Below are 26,274 nucleotides of genomic sequence, written 5' to 3' on the forward strand. Positions count from 1 at the left end.
AAAAGTATAAATTTTGTGGTGCGCTACGTCATGTAAGCAAGGCAATTTATGATGAAGCGACTTATTGTAGGTATATCAGGGGCTAGCGGCACTATTTACGGTGTTCGATTGTTAGAAGTATTAAAAGATGTCGACGAGGTAGAAACTCATTTGATTATGAGCAATGGTGCGGAACAAACGCTAGCTGCAGAGATGAAAGATATAACCGTGAAGGAAGTGCAGGGACTGGCCAATGTAGTACATAAAGTCGGTGATCTTGCTGCCTCAGTTTCCTCGGGTTCGTATAAAACACTAGGGATGGTGATATTACCTTGTTCGATAAAAACCCTATCGGGTATTGTTCATAGTTATACCGATAATTTATTAACTCGAGCGGCTGATGTGGTATTGAAAGAACGCCGCTGCTTACTGTTATGTGTACGAGAGACCCCGTTACATTTGGGACATTTACGTTTAATGTCACAGGCAGCTGAGCTCGGCGCTGTGATTATGCCCCCTTCCCCTGCCTTCTATCACGTTCCTCAGACAATAAAAGATATTGTCGATCAAAGTGTTAATCGAATCATTGATCAATTCGATATCCCATTGCCTAAGGATTTGTTTAAACGTTGGCAAGGTAATAATTAATATACCATTCGCCTTTGAAGCCGCCGCGTTGTTGGCTGTGGGTACTCGCCGAATCACGTAGTATGTCTACGCTCATCGGTCTCACCCCCTGGCCGCCTAGCGGCAACTTCAAAGGCAAACGGTATATGTTCTTCTAAAAAAATATTCATTTACAGCAATAAAAAGTGATTTCAGATATATTAACAATGCACTGATTAGATGACACATTAAAGTACATATTAAGGAATCTCTTTATGCTCGATAGCCAAACTATCGCCGTAGTAAAATCGACTATCCCCTTGCTTGTTGCTACTGGCTCGAAATTAGCCACTCATTTTTATGAGCGCATGTTTACTAATAATCCCGAATTTAAAAATATTTTTAATATGAGTAATCAGTTTAATGGTAATCAGAGCGAAGCCTTATTTAATGCAATTTGTGCGTATGCTAATAATATTGAAAATATAAAAGCATTGTTACCCGCTGTCGAACGTGTAGCGCAAAAGCATACTAGTCTCAATATCCAACCCGAATATTATCAGGTAGTTGGTGAACACTTAATCGCAACACTTGATGAAATGTTTCATCCTGGGGCAGAAGTTTTAGATGCTTGGGCGAAAGCTTATGGTGTGCTCGCTGAAATATTTATCCAACGCGAAGAGCAAATTTATCAAAAAGGCGAAACGAGTACCGGTGGTTGGCGTTCTTTGCGTCGTTTTCGGATTATTAAAAAAGTACGAGAAAGCGAAATCATTTGCAGTTTTGAATTCATGCCACTAGACGGAGACTGTGTAGCTGATTTTAAACCGGGACAGTATCTTAGTATTTACATTGAAGATGATAGCTTAGCCTTTCAAAAGATCCGCCAGTATTCTCTAACCACGGCCGCTAACGGTAAATCTTACCGTATTGCTGTTAAACGCGAGGCGGGGGGGAACTGTCTCAAATTATTTGCACCATAAACTACAAGAAGGTGACATTATTCGTGTTTCACCTCCTCGTGGAGATTTTTTTCTAGATGTAGAGTCAAATACACCGGTGGCTTTAATATCTGCTGGAGTGGGGCAAACCCCCATGCTCAGTATGTTAAATACATTATATTTGAGCCAGCATAAGGCATCAGTATATTGGTTACACGCATCAGAAAATGGTCGTGTTCATGCGTTTTCTAATGAAGTGGCTACTATTGCTGAAAAAATGCCTAACCTTAATAGTCATATATGGTACCGTGAACCTACTGAACAAGATGTGCGTGGTATTGATTATCACACACAAGGTTTGATGGATCTTGCAAACCATCAGTCAATGATTTTTGATAACGATATGCATTATTACTTCTGTGGCCCAGTACAATTTATGCAATATTTAAGTCGACAATTGATAACTATGGGTGTAAAAACTGAAAAAATGCACTACGAATGCTTTGGCCCCCATAAAATCATTTGACGGAGTATCGATCTTACTTATTAGTGTTTTTTAACCGTAATTTTTACATTTATAGCCAAATCATTTTAATTTAATTCAAGACGGAGGAGCACAGACAGTACAAATAGTACGGCAAGCGACGACAACACAAAATCAAATTAAAATGGTTTGGCTATATCGTCTAAAAAATAGGCGAATAAGGTTCAATTGATGGAATAAAGACCATCTAATTTTTTTTCTTAAATTAAAGGTTGCGGGCGTTAATAAAGGGGCTATAATGCGACCCCACAGAAGAAGGGGAGCTTAGTAAAAGAAGGCCTTGACTCTGTGAGAAGAAAGGGTAGAATGCGCCCTCTCGTTGTAAGGCTAGACGAGAATCTCTTTAACAATTTATCAGACAATCTGTGTGGGCACTGGCGAGTGCGCTGTTGTGCTGCTCTGTAATATTGAGTGCAGTAAAAGCAGTATAAAAGCTGACAGCGGATTGGAACTTGTTTTTTTTATGGAAACATAATAGAAAGCAGGGTCTGTGAAGTTGTTAAAAAAGTAATAAATTGAAGAGTTTGATCATGGCTCAGATTGAACGCTGGCGGCAGGCCTAACACATGCAAGTCGAGCGGCAGCGGGGAGTAGCTTGCTACTCTGCCGGCGAGCGGCGGACGGGTGAGTAAAGTCTGGGGATCTGGCTTATGGAGGGGGGTAACCATTGGAAACGGTGGCTAATACCGCATGATGTCGCAAGACCAAAGTGGGGGACTTTAGGGCCTCACGCCATAAGATGAACCCAGATGAGATTAGCTAGTAGGTGCGGTAATGGCGTACCTAGGCGACGATCTCTAGCTGGTCTGAGAGGATGACCAGCCACACTGGAACTGAGAAACGGTCCAGACTCCTACGGGAGGCAGCAGTGGGGAATATTGCACAATGGGCGGAAGCCTGATGCAGCCATGCCGCGTGTGTGAAGAAGGCCTTAGGGTTGTAAAGCACTTTCAGCGGGGAGGAAGGCGGTAAGAGTAATATGCTTATCGATTGACGTTACCCGCAAAAGAAGCACCGGCTAACTCCGTGCCAGCAGCCGCGGTAATACGGAGGGTGCGAGCGTTAATCGGAATAACTGGGCGTAAAGGGCATGTAGGCGGTAAGTTAAGTCAGATGTGAAATCCCCGAGCTTAACTTGGGAACGGCATTTGAGACTGGCGGGCTAGAGTTTTGTAGAGGGGGGTAGAATTCCAGGTGTAGCGGTGAAATGCGTAGAGATCTGGAGGAATACCGGTGGCGAAGGCGGCCCCCTGGACAAGGACTGACGCTGAGGTGCGAAAGCGTGGGTAGCAAACAGGATTAGATACCCTGGTAGTCCACGCTGTAAACGATGTCGATTTGGAGGTTGTGGCCTAGTGTTATGGCGTCCGAAGCTAACGCGATAAATCGACCGCCTGGGGAGTACGGCCGCAAGGTTAAAACTCAAATGAATTGACGGGGGCCCGCACAAGCGGTGGAGCATGTGGTTTAATTCGATGCAACGCGAAGAACCTTACCTACTCTTGACATCCACGGAATTGAGCAGAGATGCTTAAGTGCCTTCGGGAGCCGTGAGACAGGTGCTGCATGGCTGTCGTCAGCTCGTGTTGTGAAATGTTGGGTTAAGTCCCGCAACGAGCGCAACCCTTGTCCTTTGTTGCCAGCGCGTGATGGCGGGAACTCAAAGGAGACTGCCGGTGATAAACCGGAGGAAGGTGGGGATGACGTCAAGTCATCATGGCCCTTACGAGTAGGGCTACACACGTGCTACAATGGCGCATACAAAGAGCGGCGAGCGTGCGAACGTAAGCGAACCTCATAAAGTGCGTCGTAGTCCGGATTGGAGTCTGCAACTCGACTCCATGAAGTCGGAATCGCTAGTAATCGTGGATCAGAATGCTACGGTGAATACGTTCCCGGGCCTTGTACACACCGCCCGTCACACCATGGGAGTGGGCGGCAAAAGAAGTAGGTAGCTTAACCTTCGGGGGGGCGCTTACCACTTTGTGGTTCATGACTGGGGTGAAGTCGTAACAAGGTAACCGTAGGGGAACCTGCGGTTGGATCACCTCCTTACCAAAAGATGGCGGCTACGCTGAGTGCTCACACAGATTGTCTGATGAAAGTAGCGAGTGGTTTTTATGGAGAGAGCGGGTTAGGTTTAGCAATCGAACCTTGTTGGGTCTGTAGCTCAGGTGGTTAGAGCGCACCCCTGATAAGGGTGAGGTCGGTGGTTCAAGTCCACTCAGACCCACCAACGCGGCATGACAGGGTGATGAAATTGCCTTGAGTTAAGGTGTTTCTGCCAGTGTTTGTTGCGACGATGGGTCAAGTTAATTTTCCCTTATGGGGCTATAGCTCAGCTGGGAGAGCGCCTGCCTTGCACGCAGGAGGTCAGCGGTTCGATCCCGCTTAGCTCCACCATAGTGAATGGGTCAAATTTATTGTATTGAACATGCTCTTTAACAATCTGGAACAAGCGAGTAATGAGTAACCTGATGGAGTTGAAAGACACTTTCGGGTTGTGAAGTTAAGTAATGAAGCGTACAGGGCGGATGCCTAGGCAGTCAGAGGCGAAGAAGGGCGTGCAAATCTGCGAAAAGCGACGGTGAGCTGATAGGAAGCGTGATTAGCCGTTGATACCCGAATGGGGAAACCCAGTGCAAGCAGTTGCACTATCGTTAGATGAATAAACTAGTTTAACGAGGCGAACCGGGAGAAGTGAAACATCTAAGTACCCCGAGGAAAAGAAATCAACCGAGATTTCCCGAGTAGCGGCGAGCGAAAGGGAAGCAGCCCAGAGTGTGCATCGTTATTGTTATCAGAGGAAAGGTCTGGAAAGGCCTGCGAAAGAGGGTGATAGCCCCGTACTCGAAGATAGCAGTAGTGTGAGCTCGAAGAGTAGGACGGGACACGACAAATCCTGTTTGAAGAAGGGGGGCCCATCCTCCAAGGCTAAATACTCCTGACTGACCGATAGTTAACCAGTACCGTGAGGGAAAGGCGAAAAGAACCCCGGTTAGGGGAGTGAAATAGACCCTGAAACCCTGTACGTACAAGCAGTGGGAGCCTGCTTCATGCGCGAGTGTGAAGAGGGGGTGACTGCGTACCTTTTGTATAATGGGTCAGCGACTTATATTCTGTAGCGAGGTTAACCGAGTAGGGGAGCCGTAGGGAAACCGAGTCTTAACTGGGCGATTAGTTGCAGGGTATAGACCCGAAACCCGGTGATCTAGCCATGCGCAGGCTGAAGGTTGGGTAAAACTAACTGGAGGGCCGAACCGACTCCTGTTGAAAAAGTAGCGGATGACGTGTGGCTGGGGGTGAAAGGCCAATCAAACCGGGAGATAGCTGGTTCTCCCCGAAAGCTATTTAGGTAGCGCCTCGTGGGTTAATCTTTGGGGGTAGAGCACTGTTTCGGCTAGGGGGCCATCCCGGCTTACCACCCCGATGCAAACTGCGAATACCGAAGAATGAGACCACGGGAGACACACGGCGGGTGCTAACGTCCGTCGTGGAAAGGGAAACAACCCAGACCGCCAGCTAAGGTCCCGAAGTGAGGGTTAAGTGGGAAACGAAGTGGGAAGGCGAAAACAGCCAGGATGTTGGCTTAGAAGCAGCCATCATTTAAAGAAAGCGTAATAGCTCACTGGTCGAGTCGGCCTGCGCGGAAGATGTAACGGGGCTAAACCCTCCACCGAAGCTGCGGCAGTAGCGTTGGAGACGACGTTATTGGGTAGGGGAGCGTTCTGTAAGCCGTAGAAGGTGAGCTGAGAGGCGAGCTGGAGGTATCAGAAGTGCGAATGCTGACATAAGTAACGATAAAGCGGGTGAAAAGCCCGCTCGCCGAAAGACCAAGGGTTCCTGTCCCACGTTAATCGAGGCAGGGTGAGTCGACCCCTAAGGCGAGGCTGAAAAGCGTAGTCGATGGGAAACGGGTTAATATTCCCGTACTGTTTGTGACTGCGAAGGGGGGACGGAGAAGGCTAGACTATCCGGGTGACGGTAATCCCGGTTCAAGCGTGTAGGTAGGGAGAGTAGGCAAATCCGCTTTTCCATAAACACTGAGGCGTGATGACGAGGCACTTAGGTGCAGAAGTAGTTGATGCCCGGCTTCCAGGAAAAGCCTCTAAGCTTAGGTTACAAACAATCGTACCCGAAACCGACACAGGTGGTCAGGTAGAGCATACTAAGGCGCTTGAGAGAACTCGGGTGAAGGAACTAGGCAAAATGGTGCCGTAACTTCGGGAGAAGGCACGCTGGCATTAGGTGAGGGGACTTGCTCCCTGTAGCTGAAGTCAGTCGCAGAGACCAGCTGGCTGCAACTGTTTATTAAAAACACAGCACTGTGCAAACACGTAAGTGGAGGTATACGGTGTGACGCCTGCCCGGTGCCGGAAGGTTAATTGATGGGGTAAGTAGCAATACGAAGCTCTTGATCGAAGCCCCGGTAAACGGCGGCCGTAACTATAACGGTCCTAAGGTAGCGAAATTCCTTGTCGGGTAAGTTCCGACCTGCACGAATGGCGTAATGATGGCCAGGCTGTCTCCACCCGAGACTCAGTGAAATTGAAATGGCTGTGAAGATGCAGTGTACCCGCGGCAAGACGGAAAGACCCCGTGAACCTTTACTATAGCTTGACACTGGGAGTTGAAACTGACTGTGTAGGATAGGTGGGAGACGTAGAAGCGATGACGCCAGTTGTTGTGGAGTCGCCGTTGAAATACCACCCTGTGAGTTTTGGTTTTCTAACTCAGCGCCGTAATCCGGTGCGAGGACAGTGTCTGGTGGGTAGTTTGACTGGGGCGGTCTCCTCCTAAAGCGTAACGGAGGAGCACGAAGGTTAGCTAATCACGGTCGGACATCGTGAGGTTAGTGCAAAGGCATAAGCTAGCTTGACTGCGAGAGTGACGGCTCGAGCAGGTACGAAAGTAGGTCTTAGTGATCCGGTGGTTCTGAATGGAAGGGCCATCGCTCAACGGATAAAAGGTACTCCGGGGATAACAGGCTGATACCGCCCAAGAGTTCATATCGACGGCGGTGTTTGGCACCTCGATGTCGGCTCATCACATCCTGGGGCTGAAGTAGGTCCCAAGGGTATGGCTGTTCGCCATTTAAAGTGGTACGCGAGCTGGGTTTAGAACGTCGTGAGACAGTTCGGTCCCTATCTGCCGTGGGCGTAGGAAGATTGAGGGGGGCTGCTCCTAGTACGAGAGGACCGGAGTGGACGCATCACTGGTGTTTGGGTTGTCATGCCAATGGCATTGCCCGGTAGCTACATGCGGAAGAGATAACCGCTGAAAGCATCTAAGCGGGAAACTTGCCCCGAGATGAGTCTTCCCTTGAGGGACGTTTAAGACTAAGACGTTGATAGGCTGGGTGTGTAAGTGTGGTGACACATTGAGCTGACCAGTACTAATGGACCCGATAGGCTTAACTTCACAACACCGAAAGTGTTTTGGTTTACGCGCTTGTTAACAGATTAGCTGTGTACGCAGCATACAGAATTTGCCTGGCGGCTATAGCGCGGTGGCACCACCTGACCCCATTCCGAACTCAGCAGTGAAACACCGTTGCGCCTATGGTAGTGTGGGGTCTCCCCATGCGAGAGTCGGTCACCGCCAGGCTACCAATACCACAAGCCTCTTGCTCAATGCGAGAGGCCTTTTTCTCAAAAATCAAAAAATCGGTGGTGCGGTAGTTCAGATGAAACACGGTGTTTTTCAATTATGAGAAAAATTCGTCGTGGGTGTAAGTCACTGTACTATAAAGCCGTTTTATCCACGGATTTTTTAATTTTTTAAAACCCTCTTCAGATATAAATAAAAATCTCCTCGCATTGCTTTCGTCAGCCAGAATTTAATGGGACTACCCCTAGCAAATACCTTACTTCCCTCGACTCATATCCTATGCTTCGCTATAATGCTGCCTCTTATTTTTTCCAGAATGGTTTCGGGATACTTATGATATTTGGGGCATTCAGTATTTGTAATACGGTTGTCCTGGTTTACAGGAGACATTTTCAAAGTTAGGTATGATTATACCGTTTCGCCTTTGAAGTTGCCTTCGGCTGCCAGGGCGAGAGACCGATGAGCGTAGACATACTACGTGATTCGGCGAGCACCCGCAGCCAACAACGCGGCGGCTTCAAAGGCGAAACGGTATATGCTGCTTTGTTATGCATTCTACAGTTGACCGAGCACGATAATATTTTTTTGAGGTAACATAGATGCAAGTTTCTATTGAAACCACCCAGGGTCTGGGTCGCCGTGCCACTATTACGCTTATTGCTGATCCTATTGAAGCCGCAGTTAAAAATAGACTCATTAAAAAAGCTCAGAATGTTCGAATTGACGGTTTCCGTAAAGGTAAAGCACCAATGGATATTGTTAAACGTCACTACAGTGTTGAGGTGCTTCAATACGTGTTGGGTGATATGATGGAGCGTAATTTTTTTGATGTAATTGAAAAAGAGAATATTAATCTTGCCAGCCCTCCAAGTTATTTTCCTGGTGAATATAAAACAGGTGAAAATTTTAGTTATTCTGTAGAATTTGAAGTTTATCCGGATATCGAATTAAAAAATCTGGAGGATATTGAAATAGAAACGCCTGTTGTTGAAATAAATGATGCCGATGTTGATACTATGCTGGAAACCTTACGTAAACAGCAGGCTAGTTGGCAAGAAAATAACGATGTTGTCAAAGCTGAAGACCATCGTGTAACCATTGATTTTACCGGCTCTATCGATGGTGTGGAATTTGAAGGGGGATCAGAGACTGATTCCATTCTGGTTATGGGTGAAAATAAAATGATCCCCGGTTTTGAAGAGGGTATTTTAGATCACAAAACCGGAGATAAATTTGTCATCGAGGCAAATTTTCCAGAGGACTACCAAGTTGAAAAATTACGCGGTAAATTAGCTAGTTTTGCTATAGTCTTGAAAAAAATAGAAGTCCGACAATTACCAGAATTAACTGAAGAGCTTATTAAAAAACTCGGTATAGTTGATGGTTCTTTAGTTAATTTACGTGGTGAAGTACGTAAAAATATGGAACGTGAGCTGAAAAATACGGTACGTAACAGTATTAAAACTAAGCTTATAGAAGAATTGCTAAAATCGAACGAAATTGATGTTCCGAAAGCGTTAGTTGAGAAAGAAATTGATGCTCTCCATGGACAAGTCATCAGGCGTTTTAGTGATAATAAAACATTAATGTCAGGATTACCGCGTAAACTATTTGAAGAAAAAGCAAGGCAGCGCGTAGTTGTTGGTTTGTTGTTCGCAGAAATAATTTCTAAAAATGATTTGAAAGTTGATAAAGTACTGTTGGGTAAACGACTATCAGAAATTGCATCAGCTTATGAAAATCCGCAGCAAGTTATCGATTATTATAATAATAACGAAGAATTGTTGAATAATATACGTAGCGCAATTTTAGAAGAGCAGGCAGTAGAATATATTTTAGATAAAGTAAAAGTTATTGATAAAAAAATGAATTTTACTGAATTAATGAGCCAAGCGCTTACTATGTAGTATTTATCGTATGGTTATGGATTAATGTTAATTTTACGTTAATAGCAGCAAGCAGCGAGGGCGGAAGTTTACGCGAAATCTTCTTTTAGCTAAATTAAAATTTTGAAAGATAAATAACATTATTACCGGGTACAATAATATTTGTGCCCCTTTTTCATCTAATATTGGCAAGCAGAATCGTTTTTTCATGTAATTTAAAATTTTTTAGTTAAATTTGGCAACAGTAAAAAATCTAAATATTGTTGATGTAGGATGCTAACCATCGATGAAAGCTCTACAAAATTGCCATTATTATTAATAACATCATCAGCACAAGCTAACCGTTCTTTTTGTGTGGTTTGTGCGGATAAAATTTGTTTTGCTTGCTGACGAGTTATATTATCTCGGGATGTTATCCTGGTTAATTGTATTTCTTTATCTACATCGACTAATAAAACTCGGTCGGCTTGAGAAAATAAGTTATTTTCAATCAGTAGAGGGATGACCCAAATTAGGTATGGTTCTTTAGTCGCTGTTATTCTGCGCTGTGTTTCTTGTTGGATAAGAGGATGCAATAGCGAATTTAACCATTCTCTTTCTTGTTGCTCACTGAATATTTTCTGCCGCAATACCGCTCGATTTAGCGAACCATCAGCAAGCAATATATTATTTCCATAACGCGTTACAATCTGACTCAATGCATCTGTGCCGAGCTGAACTACTTGACGAGCAATGACATCTGCATCTATTAAAGGTACTCCCAAATTGGCGAACGCGTCAGCGACAGTGCTTTTTCCGCTACCGATTCCACCTGTGAGTGCGACAACATAAGTCATTAATAGTATATCTTTCGGTTTTTCATTGCATGTTAACATTATAGTTAGTATTACACTTATATTTACTCTGTAAATTTTTATAGAAATCGTTTCCTCTTTTTTTATTACCACACTTGAAACCCTTTCAGGTTACCCCCATCTGATCTGCACTGCTTTACTTATCAGCCTTGGATTGAGGTAATTTAATGAGTACGAAAAATCAAGAAACACGTGGGTTTCAATCTGAAGTCAAACAACTGCTCCATTTGATGATCCATTCACTTTATTCTAATAAAGAAATATTTTTGCGTGAATTAATTTCAAACGCGTCGGATGCTGCAGATAAGCTGCGTTTTCGTGCGCTTTCTAAGCCAGAATTGTACGAAGGAGATACTGATCTACGGGTTCGAGTTTCCGTTAACAAGGAGAAACGCACCCTTACCATAAGTGATAACGGTATTGGTATGAGCCGTGATGAAGTGATTGATAATTTGGGAACCATTGCTAAATCAGGTACCAAAGCTTTCCTTGAATCTATGGGTTCAGATCAGAGCAAAGACAGTCAGTTAATCGGTCAATTTGGTGTTGGTTTTTATTCTGCTTTTATCGTAGCAGATAAAGTTACCGTCTGTACCCGCGCAGCTGGCGAGCCAGTCGATGCTGGCGTATTGTGGGAATCCTCTGGAGAGGGCGATTACACTATCGCCACTATCACCAAAGAAGCTCGTGGTACTGAAATTACACTGCATTTACGTGAAGGTGAAGATGCATATCTCGACAACTGGGGAATACGCTCAATCATCAGCAAATATTCCGACCATATTGCATTACCAGTAGAAATCGAGAATAGAACAAAAGTAGAAAAGGCAGTAGAAGCGAAAAAAGATGAAAACGCAGAGGCCGATCAAGAATCTGTTATTGACGCTGAAGCCACTGATGATGCTGCTCAAGATCCTGCAACACCTACTGAGACAGAGGAAACGGTTACCTGGGAACAGATCAACAAAGCCAAGGCGTTATGGCTTCGTAGTAAAAATGAAATCAAAGAGGCGGAATACAACGAACTTTACAAGCATATCTCTCACGATTTTGTCGATCCTTTGCTGTGCAGTCATAATCGTGTAGAAGGCGAGCAAGAGTATACCAGTCTACTGTATATTCCTGCGCAAGCCCCTTGGGATATGTGGAACCGTGAGCATAAACACGGTTTAAAGCTGTATGTGCAGCGGGTATTTATTATGGACGATGCAGAACAGTTTTTACCTAACTATTTGCGCTTTGTCCGTGGTTTAATTGACTCCAATGATCTTCCTCTCAATGTTTCACGCGAACTTTTGCAAGATAACAAAATTACTCAAAGTTTGCGTAGCGCATTAACAAAACGTGTGCTGAAAATGTTAGCGAAATTGGCTAAAGACGACAGTGAAAAATATCAAAAATTTTGGCTGCAATTTGGCAAGGTATTAAAAGAAGGGCCGGCAGAAGATTATGCCAATAAAGAAAGCATTGCTAAACTGCTACGCTTTGCTTCAACACATAATGACAGCTCGGAACAAACCGTTTCACTGGAAGAATATATTGCTCGCATGTCCTCAGAGCAGGATAAAATTTACTTTATCACTGCAGACAGTTACGATGCTGCGAAGAGTAGCCCACATTTGGAATTATTCCGCAAAAAAGGAATTGAAGTGCTGCTATTATCTGATCGTGTCGACGAATGGATGATGGGCTACTTCACTGAATTTGAACGAAAAAAATTACATTCCGTGAGCAAGGCAGATGATTCTATCAATAAACTGGCTGATGAAGAAAAAAAACCGGAGCAGAAAGAAGCAGAAAAAGCGCTAGAGCCTTTTGTTAAACGGGTAAAAGAGCTCTTAGGTGACAAAGTAAAAGAAGTGCGATTAACACATCGTTTAACAGAGACACCGGCTATCGTCACCACGGATAGTAATGAAATGGGCACTCAGATGGCGAAATTACTTGCTGCTGCGGGTCAAAAAGCACCAGAAGTAAAATATATTTTCGAATTAAATCCAGATCATCTTTTAGTAAAACGTGTGGCTGATATGAGTGATGATAAACAATTCGCAGAATGGATTAATTTATTCCTCGATCAAGCATTATTGGCCGAGCGAGGTACTTTGGACGATCCTAACTGTTTCGCACGTCGTATAAATCAATTATTGTTGAGTCTGTAATTTTTATTAATGTCGTCTCTAATCTTTATTTTAGGGGCGGCATTAATGCTTTGCTTAAAATGATTTGCTTGTCAAAATTTTAATCTTTTTTCAGGAAAAAGCATGATATGCAGCAACTACAAACTGTGATTGAACAAGCTTTTGACCTGCGTACTGAGCCAGATAAGATAGACTCGAGCGCCCGTATTGTGATTAACCAAATGATAAATGAGTTAGACACAGGTTTACTACGAGTAGCAGAAAAAATTAATGGTCAGTGGATCACGCATCAATGGCTAAAAAAAGCGGTACTGCTCTCTTTTCTTATCAATGAAAATCAGTTAATTTCAGGTGCTGAAACGCACTATTACGATAAAATCCCATTGAAATTTTCCAACCATGATACAGCACGTTTTCAACTTGAGGGTGTGCGGGTGGTTCCTCCGGCTAGTGTACGAAAAGGGGCATTTGTCGCACCTGGCGCCATTTTGATGCCCTCTTATGTTAATATTGGTGCCTTTATTGATGAGGGTTCGATGGTAGACACCTGGGCTACCGTAGGATCTTGTGCACAAATTGGTAAAAATGTTCATCTCTCTGGTGGTGTTGGCATTGGTGGGGTATTGGAGCCATTACAAGCTAATCCGACAATTATTGAGGATAACTGCTTTATTGGTGCTCGCTCCGAAGTGGTTGAAGGGGTCATCGTAGAAGAAAATACAGTGATCTCAATGGGAGTTTATCTTGGTCAAAGCACCCGTATTTATGATCGTGAAACTAAGAAAATTTCTTATGGCCGTATACCCGCAGGCTCTGTTGTTGTCTCGGGCACTCTTCCATCACAAGAAGGTGATCACAGCTTATACTGTGCGATTATTGTGAAAAAAGTGGATGCAAAAACCCGGGCTAAAACAAGTATTAATGAATTGTTACGTATTACGTAATATTGATCAATATTCATTAAAATGATTGTATTTTGCCCGAGATGAATAAATAAAAAACAATCAGTTATTTTATAAGAAATTTAAGTTGCACTAAAAAGATAAGATAGTAGCATATGCTTTCATTGTCAGGGTTAGATAGAAAATCCAAGCACTAAAGAAATAGGGGGGTCGTTAGCTCAGTCGGTAGAGCAGTTGACTTTTAATCAATTGGTCGCTGGTTCGAATCCAGCACGACCCACAAAACAGTTATATAGTTACAAAAGCTTATTCGGAATTTTTTAGCAACTCTCATAAAAAATGGGCAAGAAAATTTAAATGAGCCCTAGTCATTTTATTAGTTCAAGCTGAAGCATATTGTCGTTGCCTGCTTCTAATCAATACCTTCTAAAAATACCGTAAATTCTTTTGATATTAGCCCCGAATCAGTTTAATTTGATTCAAGGCGGAGGAGCGCAGACAGTACAAATAGTACGACAAGCGACGACAACACAGAATCAAATTGAACTGATTTGGCTATAGTCAGGCTCTGAGAGCGGCTGTGCTCTTTGTTGGATGGTAAATTGTATAAAGCCGAGTTTTACTCGGCTTAGCTTTTTTTACTGTGGGAAATGACATGAATGAAATTTTATTATTACCTACCGCTTCGTGTCTTGTAATTTTGTAATATTATCTTCAAGTTTTTTGATAATTTTTGCTAAAAATTCAAGATCCTCTTTTGGAATATTTTCTAAAATTTCTTTACATGTTCTTTCAATAATGACGCAATTAACATGTTCGATAATAGGCTTGGCAGTCTCAGTTAACTGTATCTTTTTAGCACGACGATCATTTTTACACGTATGCCGTACTATTAATTTTTTTCCTCTAATTGATCTAAGGTTCTAACAAGTGAAGGTTGTTCGATACCGATAGCTTTCGCGAGTTGTATCTGGGATTGCTCTTCTGGTAAACAATTAATATTATGTAATGTAACCCAATGGGATTGAGTCAGCCCCTGTGGTTTTAGCCTCTCATCGATTACTGTTCGCCATTGGCGAACTAATCTTGCTAAATCAGCTCCTAATGTTGATTCCACCTGCCTCTCCTTATAATTAGCGTGCTATCATAATTCCCATGGTCCAATATATTTCAAGACAACAATATTAAAAACACGAACATATATATATACTGCATAATGTTATGCTTAGGCAATAAATATAGTGAATGCATTGGCCGTAGTGAGATATTCGTTTAGGTTAATTCATTCAAAGTACAGTATTACTTTTTAATTCACTTATTGAACCCCACTCTTGTTATGTTTATCCGTCTACACCGTCACTACAATCATCTCGTAGAAACTATGTTTTGACATAGCTTCTGTGCAGTAATTAACATTGAGCGGTATTTGTTTTAGCAGTGATAGGTGACAATGACACCCCACAACCTATTTGCCCCAAAAATTTGCAGCCGGTTGGCAAGAATACTAGTCCATGATAAGCAATTGATCACTGAAGGAAGTCTGATAATGACTGTTTTACTGTAATTTTATCAACTTGTGACTGTTCCCCGCTCTATTAGGCGAGGTTTCCCACTCCACAGGCTCCGCTTGTGCATGACAAGTCTTAGCGCCTATTCGAAATCTCTTGTTCACTATAGCCAAACCAGTTTAATTTGATTCTGTGTTGTCGTCGCTTGCCGTACTATTTGTACTGTCTGCGCTCCTCCGTCTTGAATCAAATTAAACTGATTCGGCTATAATACGTTGTTAACAACTTGTATTACCTTTACTAAAGAAGATTTCGAATAAATTTTAAGGACGCAAAATTTTCATTTACACCCTGTAATCGGCACGCCACTAGCTAAAGCACCATAGAATTTCTATAAACTTTAGTGTTTTAAGAGCTATAAACGCCTTGCCATACAATGTTTTCATTAATGGTGTTGTGATTATTGTGCGTTATATGCATCGTTAATAGAAACTCATTGAGCATAACAATCCAATTCCAAGGGCATATAGCCTATCATTTCTGTGCCAGACACGCTAGCAATGTCAATAGGGTTAATACCTTTAAAAAGATATCATGGTTAATAAATCATTACTATAATTTATCATCTCTAACTGTGACAGCATCATTCTCTTCATTGGATGTCAACAACAGCCTAAAACTGATCCACAGTAACAATCAATAAATGACAACGATGCTAACTCAATGACCTGTTTTTTTGGCACGCCAGCGGCGAAGGTAAAATCAAAGTCCTCCAGCGTTTTCAGGCTGGGGAATCCAGCCATTCGGGTGAACATATGCTGTTTACGTTGATGGCGTGAACGCTTCTCACACTGCAGAGCCTGCTCCAGGAAAGTCAGGTAATCCCACTCTTGTTGCGCCGCTTGCTGGGCTAAATCGCAGGCATTTGCATCAATCCCCGGCAGTTGCAGCTCTGAGGTAAGTTCTCCAATACGGGATAATTGCAGGTTCATATACCGTTCGCCTTTGAAGTTGCCGCTAGGCGGCCAGGGTGTGAGACCGATGAGCGTAGATAGACTACGTGATTCGGCGAGCACCCGCAGCCAACAACGCGGCGGCTTCAAAGGCGAATGGTATATCGTCTCCATCAGTTGGTCATACACGCTCAGAGCATAATGCAGTGGTTGCTGACTCAACCCATTGAGAGAAGCTAATGAGCTCTTGTTGGCCAGCGAAGGCTTTATCGGTACTTATTTTCGGAGGTAATACTTGTAGTGCTTTACGTTCATCGATAAGCCGCAGTGCCGGTTTTTCTCTGGTGGTGTCATAGATCCGCTGGTGTGCCACCGTTTCCAGCCATATGGAAACCCTGAAGAACCGATAATGAATGCTATATTTTGAGCTAATAGCGTTAATTCTTAAAGTCATGTAATAAAAAAGGAAAGGAATGCACTCTTTTTTTACGGTATAGAGACGGCGGATACACTTTTTTTCAGTATCAATGGAAAATCAGGGGTTACAGAGCAGGATTTTTCTAGCGAGAAAGAGATTGGTCAAAGCAAATAAGCTGAATAACTGCGCGGTATTTTTTGCCAAGCCCTTGTAGCGCACTTTTCTAAAGTTGAACTGACATTTTAACACCCGAAAGGGATGTTCAACCTTAGCCCGGATTTTCGCGTTGAGACTTTGCTGATGCCGATGTTTTTCCCATACCTGCTGCCCCTGCCCCGGCAAGGCCAATACCCTCCATCGGGGGATGCGCCAGGTGACCACGCGATGTTGATGTTCGCTGAGTCGCATCACGCCTTTATAACCGGCATCACCATGAACAACCTCTTCTTGGCCGTGAAGAAGGTGATGAACTTGCGTCACATCGGCTACATTCGCCGAGGCTCCCACCAGGGAATGCACCAGCCCCGTCTGTGCATCCACGCCAATATGCGCTTTCATGCCACAGTAGCACTGATTGCCTTTACGGGTGGCTTTCATGTCTGGGTCACGAGTATTTTGCCGGTTTTTAGTTGAACTGGGCGCATGAATAATCGTAGCATCGACAATGCTACCCCGTTTGATAAATAGCTGAAGCGAAGCTAAATGCGTATTAACTTCTTCAAACAGCGTTTCGCTTAAATGATGTTTTTCCAGCCAATGACGAAAATGCAGGAGAGTGGGATCGGAGGGAATGGCATCGACACATACCCCAGCAAATTGACGTAATAAGGGGATGTCGTATAACGCTTCTTACATCGATAAATCAGCATAATTAAACCCATTCTGTAAAAAATAAATCCGCAGCATCACTTCTAACGGTTTCGCCGGCCTGCCGCCTTTAGGGCTTGCCTTGGGGTAATGACGACTGAGTTTGGCCAGCATTTTTTCCCAGGGAACTATCCTATTCATTTGCGCTAAAAAGTCGGCTCGGCTCGTCGATTTCGTTTTCATTTCACTATTAACCTAAAAAAATTATTAATGACAGAATAGACTACTTTTATCTGTTCTTCAGGGTTTCCATAAGTGCTGTCACCGCAGCACGTTGGTCTGTTGAAGTTTATCATCGGGAAATCAAACAAACTTGTGGCATAGAACGCTGTCAGGCTCGCACCGACCGGGCGTAAAGAAATCACATTTTTCTGGCCATTGTTACCTGGTTTGAACAACATAAACGCCGTCTGTCTGAAAAAATAACCCTTTACCAACAACATTGGGCTGTCATTAAAAACGCTATTACTGCACACATCAGAGCACTATTGCCTGCTTGTATTCTTCGTCTCTTTCCCTAGCCAGTGTCGTTGAAGGCTTAACCAACAAGAAATTAGGTCACATCCGATCAACGATAATATTGGGGGGGGTGGGTACTCTGTTGTCAATGTTAGGTATTTTAGCCAGTTTTGCCGATTTTCTTATTTTGCTCGGTGTAGTTTTTCCACCTGTTGCAGGGGTGATGCTGGTTGATTATTACCTTTTACGTACCCATCGCTCTGTGCTCGATGCGACACGTCAGACACAGACATTGCCCGCATTATCAACACAGTTAACAGGTTGGGAGGCGATTGTAGCGAGTATTTTTGGCATTATCGCAGGCATGACGATTCACGCCGGAGTCCCCTCTTTCAATTCATTAATGATTGCCAGTGTTATCTATGGGATTATCGTTATAGCAGAAGATTCTCTTCGAAAATTGCCGAGAAACCCGGTGCAGTAAAAAGGCGATGATAACCACAGGATATTTGTGAAAAAACAGTAGAAATAGTGTCCCTTGTTATTCTTTGGCCTTTTTCATGAGATTTTATTGCAGGTGTCAACACCACTCTACCCACGGGTTAAAGAGAGTAGAAAATAGCGGTAGTTTACCGCTATTGTACTGCTACAGAAAAAGCGTCATCTTCCTCAATCGCTGCAATTCCTCTTTCTTTACAGTAGAAGAAACTGCCGGTTTTTCTGTCTGAGAGGGAGCGGTTTTTTGTACCGTAGGCGGGTTGTGCGAGGCATCTTATTTTGGGCATCACTCTCCCCCAGTACATTTCACACCCCGGCCGGTCTTCTTGAGAAGCTAGCACAGACATCGGCAACAGCAAAATGGATAATATCGTTAAATACGTTTTTATCTTGTTCATTTCATACTCCTTTTTCTATCTATTTCTAACTATCTTACACGTTAAATCTCACCATAATATGGCTTAGGTGTTATAAATTGATGTACAATATCGAAATGATTTATTGACCTATAAATACCAAAATGACTTATGGCTTATGCGGTATAAATTGATTTAAAATAAAGGGTCAGAAAACAAGGTATCGATATCACATAGTCGCTTTCTGCGAAGGGCTTTAGCTTGAGCCCATTTGTGCTCAATGGGATTCATGTCAGGAGAATACGTGGGGAGATATTCGAGAATAAAGCCAGCTTTCTGTATAGCAGCCTGGATGTCTTGGCGTTTATGGAAGCTCACATTATCATCAAGAAGATCACTCAATAACATGAAGGAGATCGCTCAATAACATTCAAGGCGATCACTGAATAACATTGAAGGAGATCACTTTTTCGGCAAAATGTTATTGAGCGATCTCCATGAATATTATTAGTTCAGCTTGTCCTCTGTAGGTGTGTTTTTACCGTTATCCTGCCGTTTTATTGACGAGCAGATAACCATGTCGGCATTCCGTATATCGATGAGAAAACTAAAAGAAATACTCAGGCTAAAATACCGTTGTCAACTGAGCCATCGTCAGATTGCAAAGAGTTTATCCGTCTCCCCCTCAGTGGTGTCTCGTTACCTCAATCAGGCTGCACAACTTGGTATCAGGGATTATCCGCTTTCTCCGGAGTGGAATGAGCTAAATTTACGGGCAGCGTTCAAACAAACCCCGGTAAAAAAGAAAAAAAGCTCGCTGCCTGACTGGAGCCTGATTTGTCAGGAACTGAAGCATAAAATCATGACGCTACAGCTGTTATACGAGGAATATCAGCAGCAAAATCCAGCCAATCATTACAGGTATGCCCATTTTGCCGCCTCTACAAAAGCTGGCAGCAAGTGCAATCCCCGTCGATGCGACAAACCCACAAAGCGGGAGAAAAGCTGTTCGTCGATTATTGTGGCCCCACCCTCAACGTCACTCACCCCAAAACGGGTGAACAGCGCACAGCTCAGGTGTTTGTGGCGGTTCTCGGGGCGTCAAATTACACCTATGCCGAAGCTACCTGGAGTCAATGCTTAGAAAATTGGGTGATGAGCCATGCGCGTTGTTTTGACTTTTTCGGGGGGGTGCCTGAGTTATAGTGCCGGATAATTTAAAAAGTGGCATCGATAAAGCGTGTCGTTACGAGCCTGATTTAAATCCGACCTATCAACAACTTGCCTACCATTACGATACCGTCGTGGTAGCGGCGCGCCCTTACAAACCCAAAGATAAAGCCAAGGTTGAAGTGGCGGTACAAATTGTTGAACGTTGGATAATGGCTAAACTGAGGCGAGAGACGTTCTACAGCTTGAAGGCGTTAAATCAGCGGATACAGGAGTTGCTGATAGAACTCAATAACAAGCCGATGAAAAAGCGACCGGGCAGCCGCTTAAGCCAGTTTCAACAGATAGATAAACCGGTGTTAAAACCCTTGCCACGCTTACCCTATCGCTATACGCAGGTGACACAAGTCCGCGTCCAGATGGACTACCACGTTGAAGTGGATAAGCATTATTACTCCGTCCCGCATACGTTACTGAAACAAAAATTAGAAGCGCATGTCAGTGGAGAACTTGTCAACCTGTTTCATCGGGGTGAGCTAGTCGCGGTACATCCACGCTCACACGACGTGGGCGGTCACTCCACGCTAGAAAATCATATGCCTGAAGCCCATAAACAACAGGGTCGCTGGACAGCGTCCCGTGTTGACTACTCAGCGTCACGCCAACTCGATAAAGCCACTATCCGCTCACTGACACAAGGGGAATGGTTGAAACACCATCAAAATATACTGATTACCGGCGCTACCGGTTGCGGCAAGACTTGGTTAGCCTGTGCACTCGGTCACCATTATTGCCAGCAAGGGATGAGCGTCTTTTACTTCAGGCTCAAGCAACTGCTAGCACAAATGTACCTGGCACAAGCCCAGGGCAGTTATCGAAAATTACTGGATACATTAGCCAATTGCTCGCTTTTGCTACTCGACGATTGGGGATTAGAGCCACTTAACTCTCAGCAGCGGGGAGATTTATTGGAGCTAATCGATGCCAGATACGATCGTACTTCCACACTCATCACCAGCCAGCTCCCTGTTGCTAATTGGTACCAGATGATCGGCGAATCCACTCATGCCGATGCCATTTTAGACCGATTGCTGCACAATGCTATCAAACTAGAACTAAAGGGCGAATCAATGAGAAAATCAATGAATAAATTGACTCAAGGAGATCACTCAGGCTAACTTAAATCTCGTTCTACAGAGACGCTGAATAAGTGATCTCCTTCATTTTATTGAGTGATCTTCTTGATGATAATATGCATCACCCAAGATTTACTGCCAAAATCCCCTCCAGGGGCAGTCCTTGTGATGGATAATGTGAGCTTCCATAAACGCCAAGACATCCAGTCTGCCATACAAAAAGCCGGCTTTATTTTGGAATATCTTCCCACCTATTCTCCTGCTCTAAATCCCATTGAACACAAATGGGCTCAAGCTAAAGCCCTTCGGAGGAAGAGACTATGTGATATCGATACCTTGTTCTCTAAACCTCTATTTTAAATCAATTTATAACACCTAAGCCGTACAGTAAACATTTATATTTAGGCGCTTTCAACGGTAAAAGCCATCACCTCGCTTATTTTTTTTGCGTTGAGAGCCAACATTATTAAGCGATCAACACCAAGAGCAACGCCTGAGCACGCTGGCAGGCCATGTTGCAGGGCGGCGATCAAGTTTTCGTCTATTGAGGCAGGTGCGAGCCCCAGGTTAACACGTTGGTTATTTTCGTTTTCAAAACGTTGCCGTTGTTCAGCACTATCCGTTAATTCATCAAAGCCATTCGCCAACTCGATACCTTTATAATAAACTTCAAAACGCTCTGCTACCCGCGGGTCATCAGGATTGATCCGCGCCAATGCGCTTTGTGATGCGGGGTAATGATAAACAAAAACCGGTTTATCATGTCCAATACGTGGCTCTATACCGCTAACAAATAATAATTGCAGCAAGGTATCCCGACTTTCTTCATTATCTGCAATATCCGCAATATGACTTAGCGCTGGCCTACGCGCCACTGCGCGGAGTGCTTGGTTATTGGCAGTCAGTGGATCAATTTCTAAATAACGTATAAAAGCTTGTTGATAAGATAATTGTTCAGCAGGTTTGCAACACAATATTAGTTGCAGCAATTTATCGACTTCATCGATTAATTTTTGCATATCGTAGCCTGGCCGATACCATTCCAACATAGTAAATTCTGGATTATGATGGCACCCCGCTTCCTCATTACGGAAACTACGCCCCAATTGGTAAATGGAACCACTGCCCGCCGCTAACAGGCGTTTCATGTGATATTCCGGGCTCGTCATCATATACAGTGTTAATCCGGCTGCGGCGCCTGGACCGATAAACTGAGTTTGAAAAGGAAACAGATGGATGTCTGTCACTGTTGCTTGACTCAGGGCGGGTGTTTCTACTTCCATTACGTTATTTTCGGCAAAAAATTGCCGTATTTTTGCTAATATCCGGGCGCGTTTTTTTAAATGATCAATAGACGCGCTTGGACGCCAGCGTAGGTCTTTATTGTTATTCATACAAATCTAAAAGTTATTAAGAAGTGGTTTATACCCTTCGCCTTTGAAGCCGCCGAGTTGTTGGCTGCGGGTGCTCGCCGAATCACGTAGTATGTCTACGCTCATCGCGGTCGGTCGCCCTGGCCGCCGAAGGCAACTTAAAGGGCTGTGGGTATAGAGAGTTGATCAGTGATTATTTGCTCTAATTTCTCTTGATCAATAGCAAAATTGCGTATCCCTTCCGCCAACTTATCGACCGCCATCGGATCTTGGTTATGCTGAAAATAAAATTCAGTTTCTGTTAATGGCGCGGGTCTTGTTTTTATTTCGCCCTGGTAAAACAGTTTACGTTCTAATGAACCTTCGCTCATCGCCAACTCTTGTAACAACGAGGAAGAAATAGTTAAGCGATCGCAACCTGCCAGCTCGATGATCTCACCAATATTACGAAAACTGGCGCCCATCACTACCGTTTTATAATTGTGTTGTTTGTAATATTGATAAATTTTTGTGACGGAGACGACGCCAGGATCGTTTTGCGGTGTAAATTCTTTCTTATCAGTATGAGATTTATACCAATCGAGAATACGACCAACAAAAGGAGAGATAAGGTATACGCCCGCTTCGGCACAAGCACGTGCTTGTGCGAATGAAAATAGCAGCGTTAAATTACAGTTGATACCTTCTTTTTCTAATATTTCAGCAGCCCGAATGCCTTGCCAGGTCGCTGCTAATTTAATCAAAATACGATCATTACTAATACCGGCTTCGTTATAAAATGCTATTAATCGTTTTGCTTTTGTGACACAGGCTTGTGTGTCATAGGAAAGACGTGCATCCACTTCAGTAGAAATACGACCTGGAATCAACGATAAAATGGCTAAACCAATATTTACTACGAGTTTATCACTTGCATCAATCACTTGCTGACAAGGATCAAGGCTATTATCACGCGCCCAATGGAGGGTTTGTTCAATTAACTGGCGATATTCTGGGAGTTGAATGGCTTGCAAAATCAGCGAAGGATTAGTGGTGGCATCCTGTGGTTGATAGCGCCTTATCATGGCAATATCACCGGTATCAGCAACAACAGTCGTCAGTTGACGCAGAGAGGTTAATTTATCGATCATGTTGTGACTTCTCATCATGTATTGCCGAGCTAGGCTGACAGGGGACTCTATGCTTGGTGATCTGAGCGATCAAAAAATCGATAATTTTATCGCTTTTTATCATTTGTGTTTCACCGCTGCGGCGATTTTTATATTCCACTTCCTGGTTATCATGATTGCGTTCACTAATCACTATACTATTTGGTACACCAATCAATTCCATATCAGTGAACATCACGCCCGGACGCTCGCAACGATCATCTAAAATGACCTCTACTCCATGATCACTCAGCGCTTTATATAAAGCCTCAGCTTGTTCTTGCACCCGAAAAGATTTGTGCATATTCATTGGTAAAATCGCCACTTGAAACGGGGCAATCGCCTCTGGCCAGAGGATACCGTCTTCATCGTAGTTTTGTTCAATAGCGGCAGCCACTATGCGTGACACGCCAATACCATAACATCCCATCGTGATTGCCTGCTTTTTACCTTCTTTGTTTTCTATTGTAGCGTTCATTATTTTGGAGTATTGGGTGCCCAGTTGGAAGATATGACCCACTTCAATGCCTCGTTTAAGTAGCAAAGTACCTTGACCATCTGGACTGGCATCACCTACAACGACATTACGGATATCTGCTACCTGTGGCAATGGTAAATCACGCTCCCAGTTGATACCAAAATAATGTTTACCATCAATATTGGCACCGGCACTGAAATCATTCATTACGGCAACACTGTGATCGGCGATAATAGGTAAATTCAGATTCATCGGACCCAAAGAACCAGATCCGGCTCCTAGTGCCGCCCGAATTTCTTCTTTATCGGCAAAAGCAAGTGGAACGGCGACTTGAGATAATTTTTTTGCTGATAATTTTTCTATTTTTGTTTTATTAAGGTCATGATCACCACGCAGTAATAGCGCGATCAGTTTATGTCCACTTCCTTTAGCCGCACGTACCAATAGCGTTTTTACCGTTTTTTCGATCGGCATTTTGAACTGTGTTACTAGGTCAGCGATGGTTTTTACATGTGGGGTATCAATAATACGCAGTGCTTCAGTTGCCTCTGCTCGTGATTGTGTGGGGGCGACTGCTTTCGCCAACTCAATATTGGCCGCAAAATTTGATGTAGTTGAGAAAACAATATCGTCCTCACCACTGTCCGCCAATACTTGAAATTCGTGTGATCGGCTGCCACCAATTGAGCCAGTATCTGCCTGTACCGCGCGGAAATCCAAACCGATCCGACTAAATATTTTGCTGTAAGTGGCATGCATCGTATCGTAAGTTTTTTGCAAAGATTCCTGAGTAGTATGAAAGGAATAGGCATCTTTCATTAAAAATTCACGAGCGCGCATCACGCCAAAACGGGGTCGTACTTCGTCACGAAACTTGGTTTGGATCTGAAAAAGATTAAGAGGTAATTGTTTATAGGATTTAATTTGATTACGAACCAAGGCCGTGATCACTTCTTCATGGGTGGGTCCGAGAACAAAGTGACGCTCATGACGATCAACAAAACGTAATAGTTCAAGACCATATTTATCCCATCGTCCACTTTCTTGCCATAGATCCGCCGGCTGTACCATGGGCATAGACACTTCAATCGCTCCGGCATTATTCATCTCTTCACGTACGATATTTTCGACTTTTTTTAACACTCGGAGACCGGTTGGTAACCAAGTATAAAGTCCAGAAGTTACCTGCTGGATCATGCCTGCCCGTAGCATCAGTTTATGACTAATGCTTTCAGCATCGGCAGGTATTTCTTTTTGGGTGGCAAGCAGATATTGGCTAGTACGCATATGACATGTGATTCCATTAGGGCGGGTATATACCCTTTGCCTTTCAAGTTATAGGGGCGTTGGCTGCTCGTACTCCTGAGATTCGATTGATTGCCGACTAGCCGTAACTCGAAATTCATTGGGTATAGACTAAAAACATAAAAACGGAGGAGAAAGCCCATAAGACGGAGAAAAATTATCTTATAAGCTTATGATTAGAAATTACCAGCCTTTTACGGCTCCGCCATTAAATATTTGGTTAGCGGCTTCGATTACTTCTTCGGACTGATATGCTTGGACGAATTTTTTAACATTATCCGCATCTTTATTATCTTCACGTGCAACGATTAAATTAACATAAGGTGAACTTGTGTCTTCAACAAACAAGCCATCTTTAGCAGGCCTCAGTTCAATCTGGCTAGCGTAGGTATTGTTGATAATCGCTAAAGTGATTTGTTGATCATCGAGTGAATGAGGCAATTGAGGTGCATCCAATTCCACCAATTTTAGCTCTTTAGGATTTTCAACTATATCCAAAACAGTAGGTAATAAGCCAACGCCTTCCTTTAACTTAATTAAACCTTCTTTTTGCAGTAATAGCAGTGAACGGCCAAGATTAGTGGGATCGTTTGCGACCGCTATTTGTGAGCCGGGCTGCAGCAATTCGTCCAATGGTTTTTTATTAGTGGAATCGTTCGCTTCCGCTATTTGTGATTCTGACTGCGATTCGTCCGGTGATTCAACTGCATTAGTGGAATCGTTCGTTGCTCCTGCTATTTGTGACTCGTCCGGTGATTTAATTTTTTTTGAATAAGCCGCAATCGGGTAAATAAAAGTTTTCCCGACTGGAGCCAGTTTATAACCGCGATCTTTAATTTGTTGCTCTAGATAAGGTTTGTGTTGAAATGCATTAACATCAATCTCGCCTTTATTGAGTGCTTCATTGGGCAAAACATAATCATTAAAATCCACCAATGTTACGTCCAAGTTGTATTTTTCTTTAGCCACTTTTTTAGCAACTTCGGCCAATTGCTTTTCAGCGCCAACAACAATGCCGACTTTAATATCATTAGGCTCTTTAACATCACTAGGCTCTTTGGAATCACAACCTGCAATTATTAAAGAACCGAGTAGTGCACTTATAACTGCGATAGACTTGATAAACATAGATCTTGTTCCTC

At 43.5% G+C, this 26,274-nt stretch carries 18 protein-coding genes, 3 tRNA genes, 3 rRNA genes and 5 pseudogenes; 17 read left to right on the top strand and 12 right to left on the bottom strand.

Features of this window, described 5'->3' with window-relative positions; genetic code table 11:
- Window positions 1-51 precede the first annotated feature (51 nt).
- Window positions 52-627, top strand: a complete 576-nt coding sequence (locus tag REG_RS01330) for a UbiX family flavin prenyltransferase (RefSeq protein WP_087943350.1) — start codon at window positions 52-54, stop codon at window positions 625-627.
- Here the strand turns inward: REG_RS01330 and REG_RS12955 are convergent.
- Window positions 602-745 carry a hypothetical protein gene (locus REG_RS12955; RefSeq protein ID WP_218015654.1) on the bottom strand — a complete coding sequence of 48 codons (144 nt, stop codon included), beginning with the start codon at window positions 743-745 and terminating at the stop codon, window positions 602-604. The two genes, REG_RS01330 and REG_RS12955, sit on opposite strands and share 26 nt — an antisense overlap.
- Window positions 746-860: 115 nt before the next feature.
- Between REG_RS12955 and hmpA the strand changes: the two are divergent.
- The 8 genes and pseudogenes from hmpA to tig all read left to right on the top strand — a co-directional run bounded on the left by hmpA (window position 861) and on the right by tig (window position 9,587).
- A pseudogene (gene hmpA, locus REG_RS01335) lies at window positions 861-2,052 on the top strand (NO-inducible flavohemoprotein).
- Between the two features lie 530 nt (window positions 2,053-2,582).
- Window positions 2,583-4,125: ribosomal RNA gene (locus tag REG_RS01340) — 16S ribosomal RNA — on the top strand.
- A gap of 104 nt (window positions 4,126-4,229) precedes the next feature.
- Window positions 4,230-4,306, top strand: a tRNA-Ile gene (locus REG_RS01345).
- A 91-nt stretch (window positions 4,307-4,397) separates the two neighbouring features.
- Window positions 4,398-4,473 (top strand) — tRNA-Ala (locus REG_RS01350).
- A 104-nt stretch (window positions 4,474-4,577) separates the two neighbouring features.
- A 23S ribosomal RNA gene (locus tag REG_RS01355) occupies window positions 4,578-7,491 on the top strand.
- Window positions 7,492-7,561: 70 nt separating this feature from the next.
- A 5S ribosomal RNA gene (rrf, locus tag REG_RS01360) occupies window positions 7,562-7,677 on the top strand.
- Together the 16S, 23S and 5S rRNA genes with 2 tRNA genes alongside form the textbook arrangement of a ribosomal RNA operon.
- A 462-nt stretch (window positions 7,678-8,139) precedes the next feature.
- Window positions 8,140-8,274: a hypothetical protein gene (locus REG_RS13955; protein ID WP_260200083.1), complete on the top strand. Its 135-nt coding sequence runs from the start codon at window positions 8,140-8,142 to the stop codon at window positions 8,272-8,274.
- 5 nt (window positions 8,275-8,279) lie between these two features.
- Window positions 8,280-9,587 carry a trigger factor gene (tig, locus tag REG_RS01365; protein ID WP_006704176.1) on the top strand — a complete coding sequence of 436 codons (1,308 nt, stop codon included), beginning with the start codon at window positions 8,280-8,282 and terminating at the stop codon, window positions 9,585-9,587.
- A 194-nt stretch (window positions 9,588-9,781) separates the two neighbouring features.
- Here tig and coaE read toward each other — a convergent pair whose 3' ends face one another.
- Complete coding sequence (gene coaE, locus REG_RS01370) at window positions 9,782-10,402, bottom strand: dephospho-CoA kinase (protein WP_039907069.1); 621 nt, start codon at window positions 10,400-10,402, stop codon at window positions 9,782-9,784.
- Between the two features lie 185 nt (window positions 10,403-10,587).
- Between coaE and htpG the strand changes: the two genes are divergently transcribed.
- The 3 genes from htpG to REG_RS01385 all read left to right on the top strand — a co-directional run bounded on the left by htpG (window position 10,588) and on the right by REG_RS01385 (window position 13,743).
- Entirely contained in the window at window positions 10,588-12,582 is a 1,995-nt protein-coding gene (gene htpG, locus REG_RS01375; protein ID WP_006704178.1) for a molecular chaperone HtpG, read from the top strand.
- A 107-nt stretch (window positions 12,583-12,689) separates the two neighbouring features.
- On the top strand, window positions 12,690-13,505 hold the full coding sequence (gene dapD, locus REG_RS01380) for a 2,3,4,5-tetrahydropyridine-2,6-dicarboxylate N-succinyltransferase (protein ID WP_006704179.1): 816 nt from the start codon (window positions 12,690-12,692) through the stop codon (window positions 13,503-13,505).
- A 165-nt stretch (window positions 13,506-13,670) separates the two neighbouring features.
- Window positions 13,671-13,743 (top strand) — tRNA-Lys (locus REG_RS01385).
- Window positions 13,744-14,140: 397 nt separating this feature from the next.
- On the opposite strand, the pseudogene slyA reads toward REG_RS01385, so the two are convergent.
- Window positions 14,141-14,580: pseudogene (gene slyA / locus REG_RS01390) on the bottom strand (transcriptional regulator SlyA).
- A 1,053-nt stretch (window positions 14,581-15,633) separates the two neighbouring features.
- Window positions 15,634-15,963, bottom strand: a complete 330-nt coding sequence (locus tag REG_RS01395; protein WP_039906885.1) for an ATP-binding protein — start codon at window positions 15,961-15,963, stop codon at window positions 15,634-15,636.
- A 13-nt stretch (window positions 15,964-15,976) separates the two neighbouring features.
- Between REG_RS01395 and REG_RS12960 the strand changes: the two genes are divergently transcribed.
- Complete coding sequence (locus REG_RS12960) at window positions 15,977-16,126, top strand: hypothetical protein (protein WP_176603362.1); 150 nt, start codon at window positions 15,977-15,979, stop codon at window positions 16,124-16,126.
- Here the strand turns inward: REG_RS12960 and REG_RS01400 are convergent.
- Together REG_RS01400 and REG_RS01405 are read right to left on the bottom strand one after the other, a co-directional pair.
- On the bottom strand, window positions 16,106-16,297 hold the full coding sequence (locus tag REG_RS01400; RefSeq protein ID WP_141553584.1) for a hypothetical protein: 192 nt from the start codon (window positions 16,295-16,297) through the stop codon (window positions 16,106-16,108). The two genes, REG_RS12960 and REG_RS01400, sit on opposite strands and share 21 nt — an antisense overlap.
- A gap of 162 nt (window positions 16,298-16,459) precedes the next feature.
- Window positions 16,460-17,392 (bottom strand): annotated as a pseudogene (locus tag REG_RS01405) (IS5 family transposase).
- A gap of 26 nt (window positions 17,393-17,418) precedes the next feature.
- On the opposite strand from REG_RS01405, the pseudogene REG_RS14780 reads away from it, so the two are divergent.
- Both REG_RS14780 and REG_RS01415 read left to right on the top strand, forming a co-directional pair.
- A pseudogene (locus tag REG_RS14780) lies at window positions 17,419-17,730 on the top strand (transposase); the annotation flags it as partial.
- Window positions 17,706-18,152, top strand: coding sequence for a cytosine permease (locus REG_RS01415; RefSeq protein WP_071985153.1), 447 nt, complete (start codon window positions 17,706-17,708; stop codon window positions 18,150-18,152). The pseudogene REG_RS14780 and the gene REG_RS01415, both read left to right, overlap by 25 nt.
- 151 nt (window positions 18,153-18,303) lie before the next feature.
- Here REG_RS01415 and REG_RS01420 read toward each other — a convergent pair whose 3' ends face one another.
- The gene (locus REG_RS01420; protein WP_039906890.1) at window positions 18,304-18,564 is read right to left on the bottom strand and encodes a hypothetical protein; all 261 of its coding nucleotides are present in this window, start codon (window positions 18,562-18,564) and stop codon (window positions 18,304-18,306) included.
- Between the two features lie 153 nt (window positions 18,565-18,717).
- A complete protein-coding gene (locus REG_RS01425; RefSeq protein ID WP_218015655.1) occupies window positions 18,718-18,930 on the bottom strand; it encodes a transposase in 213 nt (70 codons plus the stop codon).
- A 169-nt stretch (window positions 18,931-19,099) separates the two neighbouring features.
- Here REG_RS01425 and istA point away from each other — a divergent pair.
- Window positions 19,100-20,870: pseudogene (gene istA / locus REG_RS13960) on the top strand (IS21 family transposase).
- 66 nt (window positions 20,871-20,936) lie between these two features.
- A complete protein-coding gene (locus REG_RS01440; protein ID WP_260200182.1) occupies window positions 20,937-21,188 on the top strand; it encodes a transposase in 252 nt (83 codons plus the stop codon).
- 41 nt (window positions 21,189-21,229) lie between these two features.
- On the opposite strand, the gene epmA is transcribed toward REG_RS01440, so the two are convergent.
- The 4 genes from epmA to REG_RS01460 form a co-directional block, all read right to left on the bottom strand.
- Complete coding sequence (epmA, locus tag REG_RS01445) at window positions 21,230-22,222, bottom strand: elongation factor P--(R)-beta-lysine ligase (protein ID WP_006704182.1); 993 nt, start codon at window positions 22,220-22,222, stop codon at window positions 21,230-21,232.
- A gap of 137 nt (window positions 22,223-22,359) precedes the next feature.
- Window positions 22,360-23,331, bottom strand: coding sequence for a transaldolase (tal, locus tag REG_RS01450; protein ID WP_039906891.1), 972 nt, complete (start codon window positions 23,329-23,331; stop codon window positions 22,360-22,362).
- Window positions 23,321-25,114 carry a proline--tRNA ligase gene (locus REG_RS01455; RefSeq protein WP_006704184.1) on the bottom strand — a complete coding sequence of 598 codons (1,794 nt, stop codon included), beginning with the start codon at window positions 25,112-25,114 and terminating at the stop codon, window positions 23,321-23,323. The genes tal and REG_RS01455 overlap by 11 nt, the downstream gene beginning before the upstream one ends.
- 201 nt (window positions 25,115-25,315) lie before the next feature.
- Window positions 25,316-26,260: a MetQ/NlpA family lipoprotein gene (locus REG_RS01460; RefSeq protein ID WP_006704185.1), complete on the bottom strand. Its 945-nt coding sequence runs from the start codon at window positions 26,258-26,260 to the stop codon at window positions 25,316-25,318.
- Window positions 26,261-26,274: the final 14 nt, after the last annotated feature.

Origin of the sequence: Candidatus Regiella insecticola LSR1, assembly GCF_000143625.1 — a bacterium.
Taxonomy (GTDB): Bacteria; Pseudomonadota; Gammaproteobacteria; order Enterobacterales; family Enterobacteriaceae; genus Regiella; species Regiella insecticola.

What these genes read in the sequence shown, in the direction of transcription:
- REG_RS01440 (WP_260200182.1), top strand. Translation starts at nt 20,937, where the DNA reads ATGATAATATGCATCACCCAAGATTTACTGCCAAAATCCCCTCCAGGG.
- REG_RS01330 (WP_087943350.1), top strand. Translation starts at nt 52, where the DNA reads ATGAAGCGACTTATTGTAGGTATATCAGGGGCTAGCGGCACTATTTAC.
- REG_RS01425 (WP_218015655.1), bottom strand. Translation starts at nt 18,930, where the DNA reads ATGTTATTGAGTGATCTTCTTGATGATAATGTGAGCTTCCATAAACGC.
- REG_RS01460 (WP_006704185.1), bottom strand. Translation starts at nt 26,260, where the DNA reads ATGTTTATCAAGTCTATCGCAGTTATAAGTGCACTACTCGGTTCTTTA.
- dapD (WP_006704179.1), top strand. Translation starts at nt 12,690, where the DNA reads ATGCAGCAACTACAAACTGTGATTGAACAAGCTTTTGACCTGCGTACT.
- htpG (WP_006704178.1), top strand. Translation starts at nt 10,588, where the DNA reads ATGAGTACGAAAAATCAAGAAACACGTGGGTTTCAATCTGAAGTCAAA.
- REG_RS13955 (WP_260200083.1), top strand. Translation starts at nt 8,140, where the DNA reads ATGAGCGTAGACATACTACGTGATTCGGCGAGCACCCGCAGCCAACAA.
- epmA (WP_006704182.1), bottom strand. Translation starts at nt 22,222, where the DNA reads ATGAATAACAATAAAGACCTACGCTGGCGTCCAAGCGCGTCTATTGAT.
- tig (WP_006704176.1), top strand. Translation starts at nt 8,280, where the DNA reads ATGCAAGTTTCTATTGAAACCACCCAGGGTCTGGGTCGCCGTGCCACT.
- REG_RS01395 (WP_039906885.1), bottom strand. Translation starts at nt 15,963, where the DNA reads ATGAACCTGCAATTATCCCGTATTGGAGAACTTACCTCAGAGCTGCAA.
- coaE (WP_039907069.1), bottom strand. Translation starts at nt 10,402, where the DNA reads ATGACTTATGTTGTCGCACTCACAGGTGGAATCGGTAGCGGAAAAAGC.
- REG_RS01420 (WP_039906890.1), bottom strand. Translation starts at nt 18,564, where the DNA reads ATGAACAAGATAAAAACGTATTTAACGATATTATCCATTTTGCTGTTG.
- tal (WP_039906891.1), bottom strand. Translation starts at nt 23,331, where the DNA reads ATGATCGATAAATTAACCTCTCTGCGTCAACTGACGACTGTTGTTGCT.
- REG_RS01455 (WP_006704184.1), bottom strand. Translation starts at nt 25,114, where the DNA reads ATGCGTACTAGCCAATATCTGCTTGCCACCCAAAAAGAAATACCTGCC.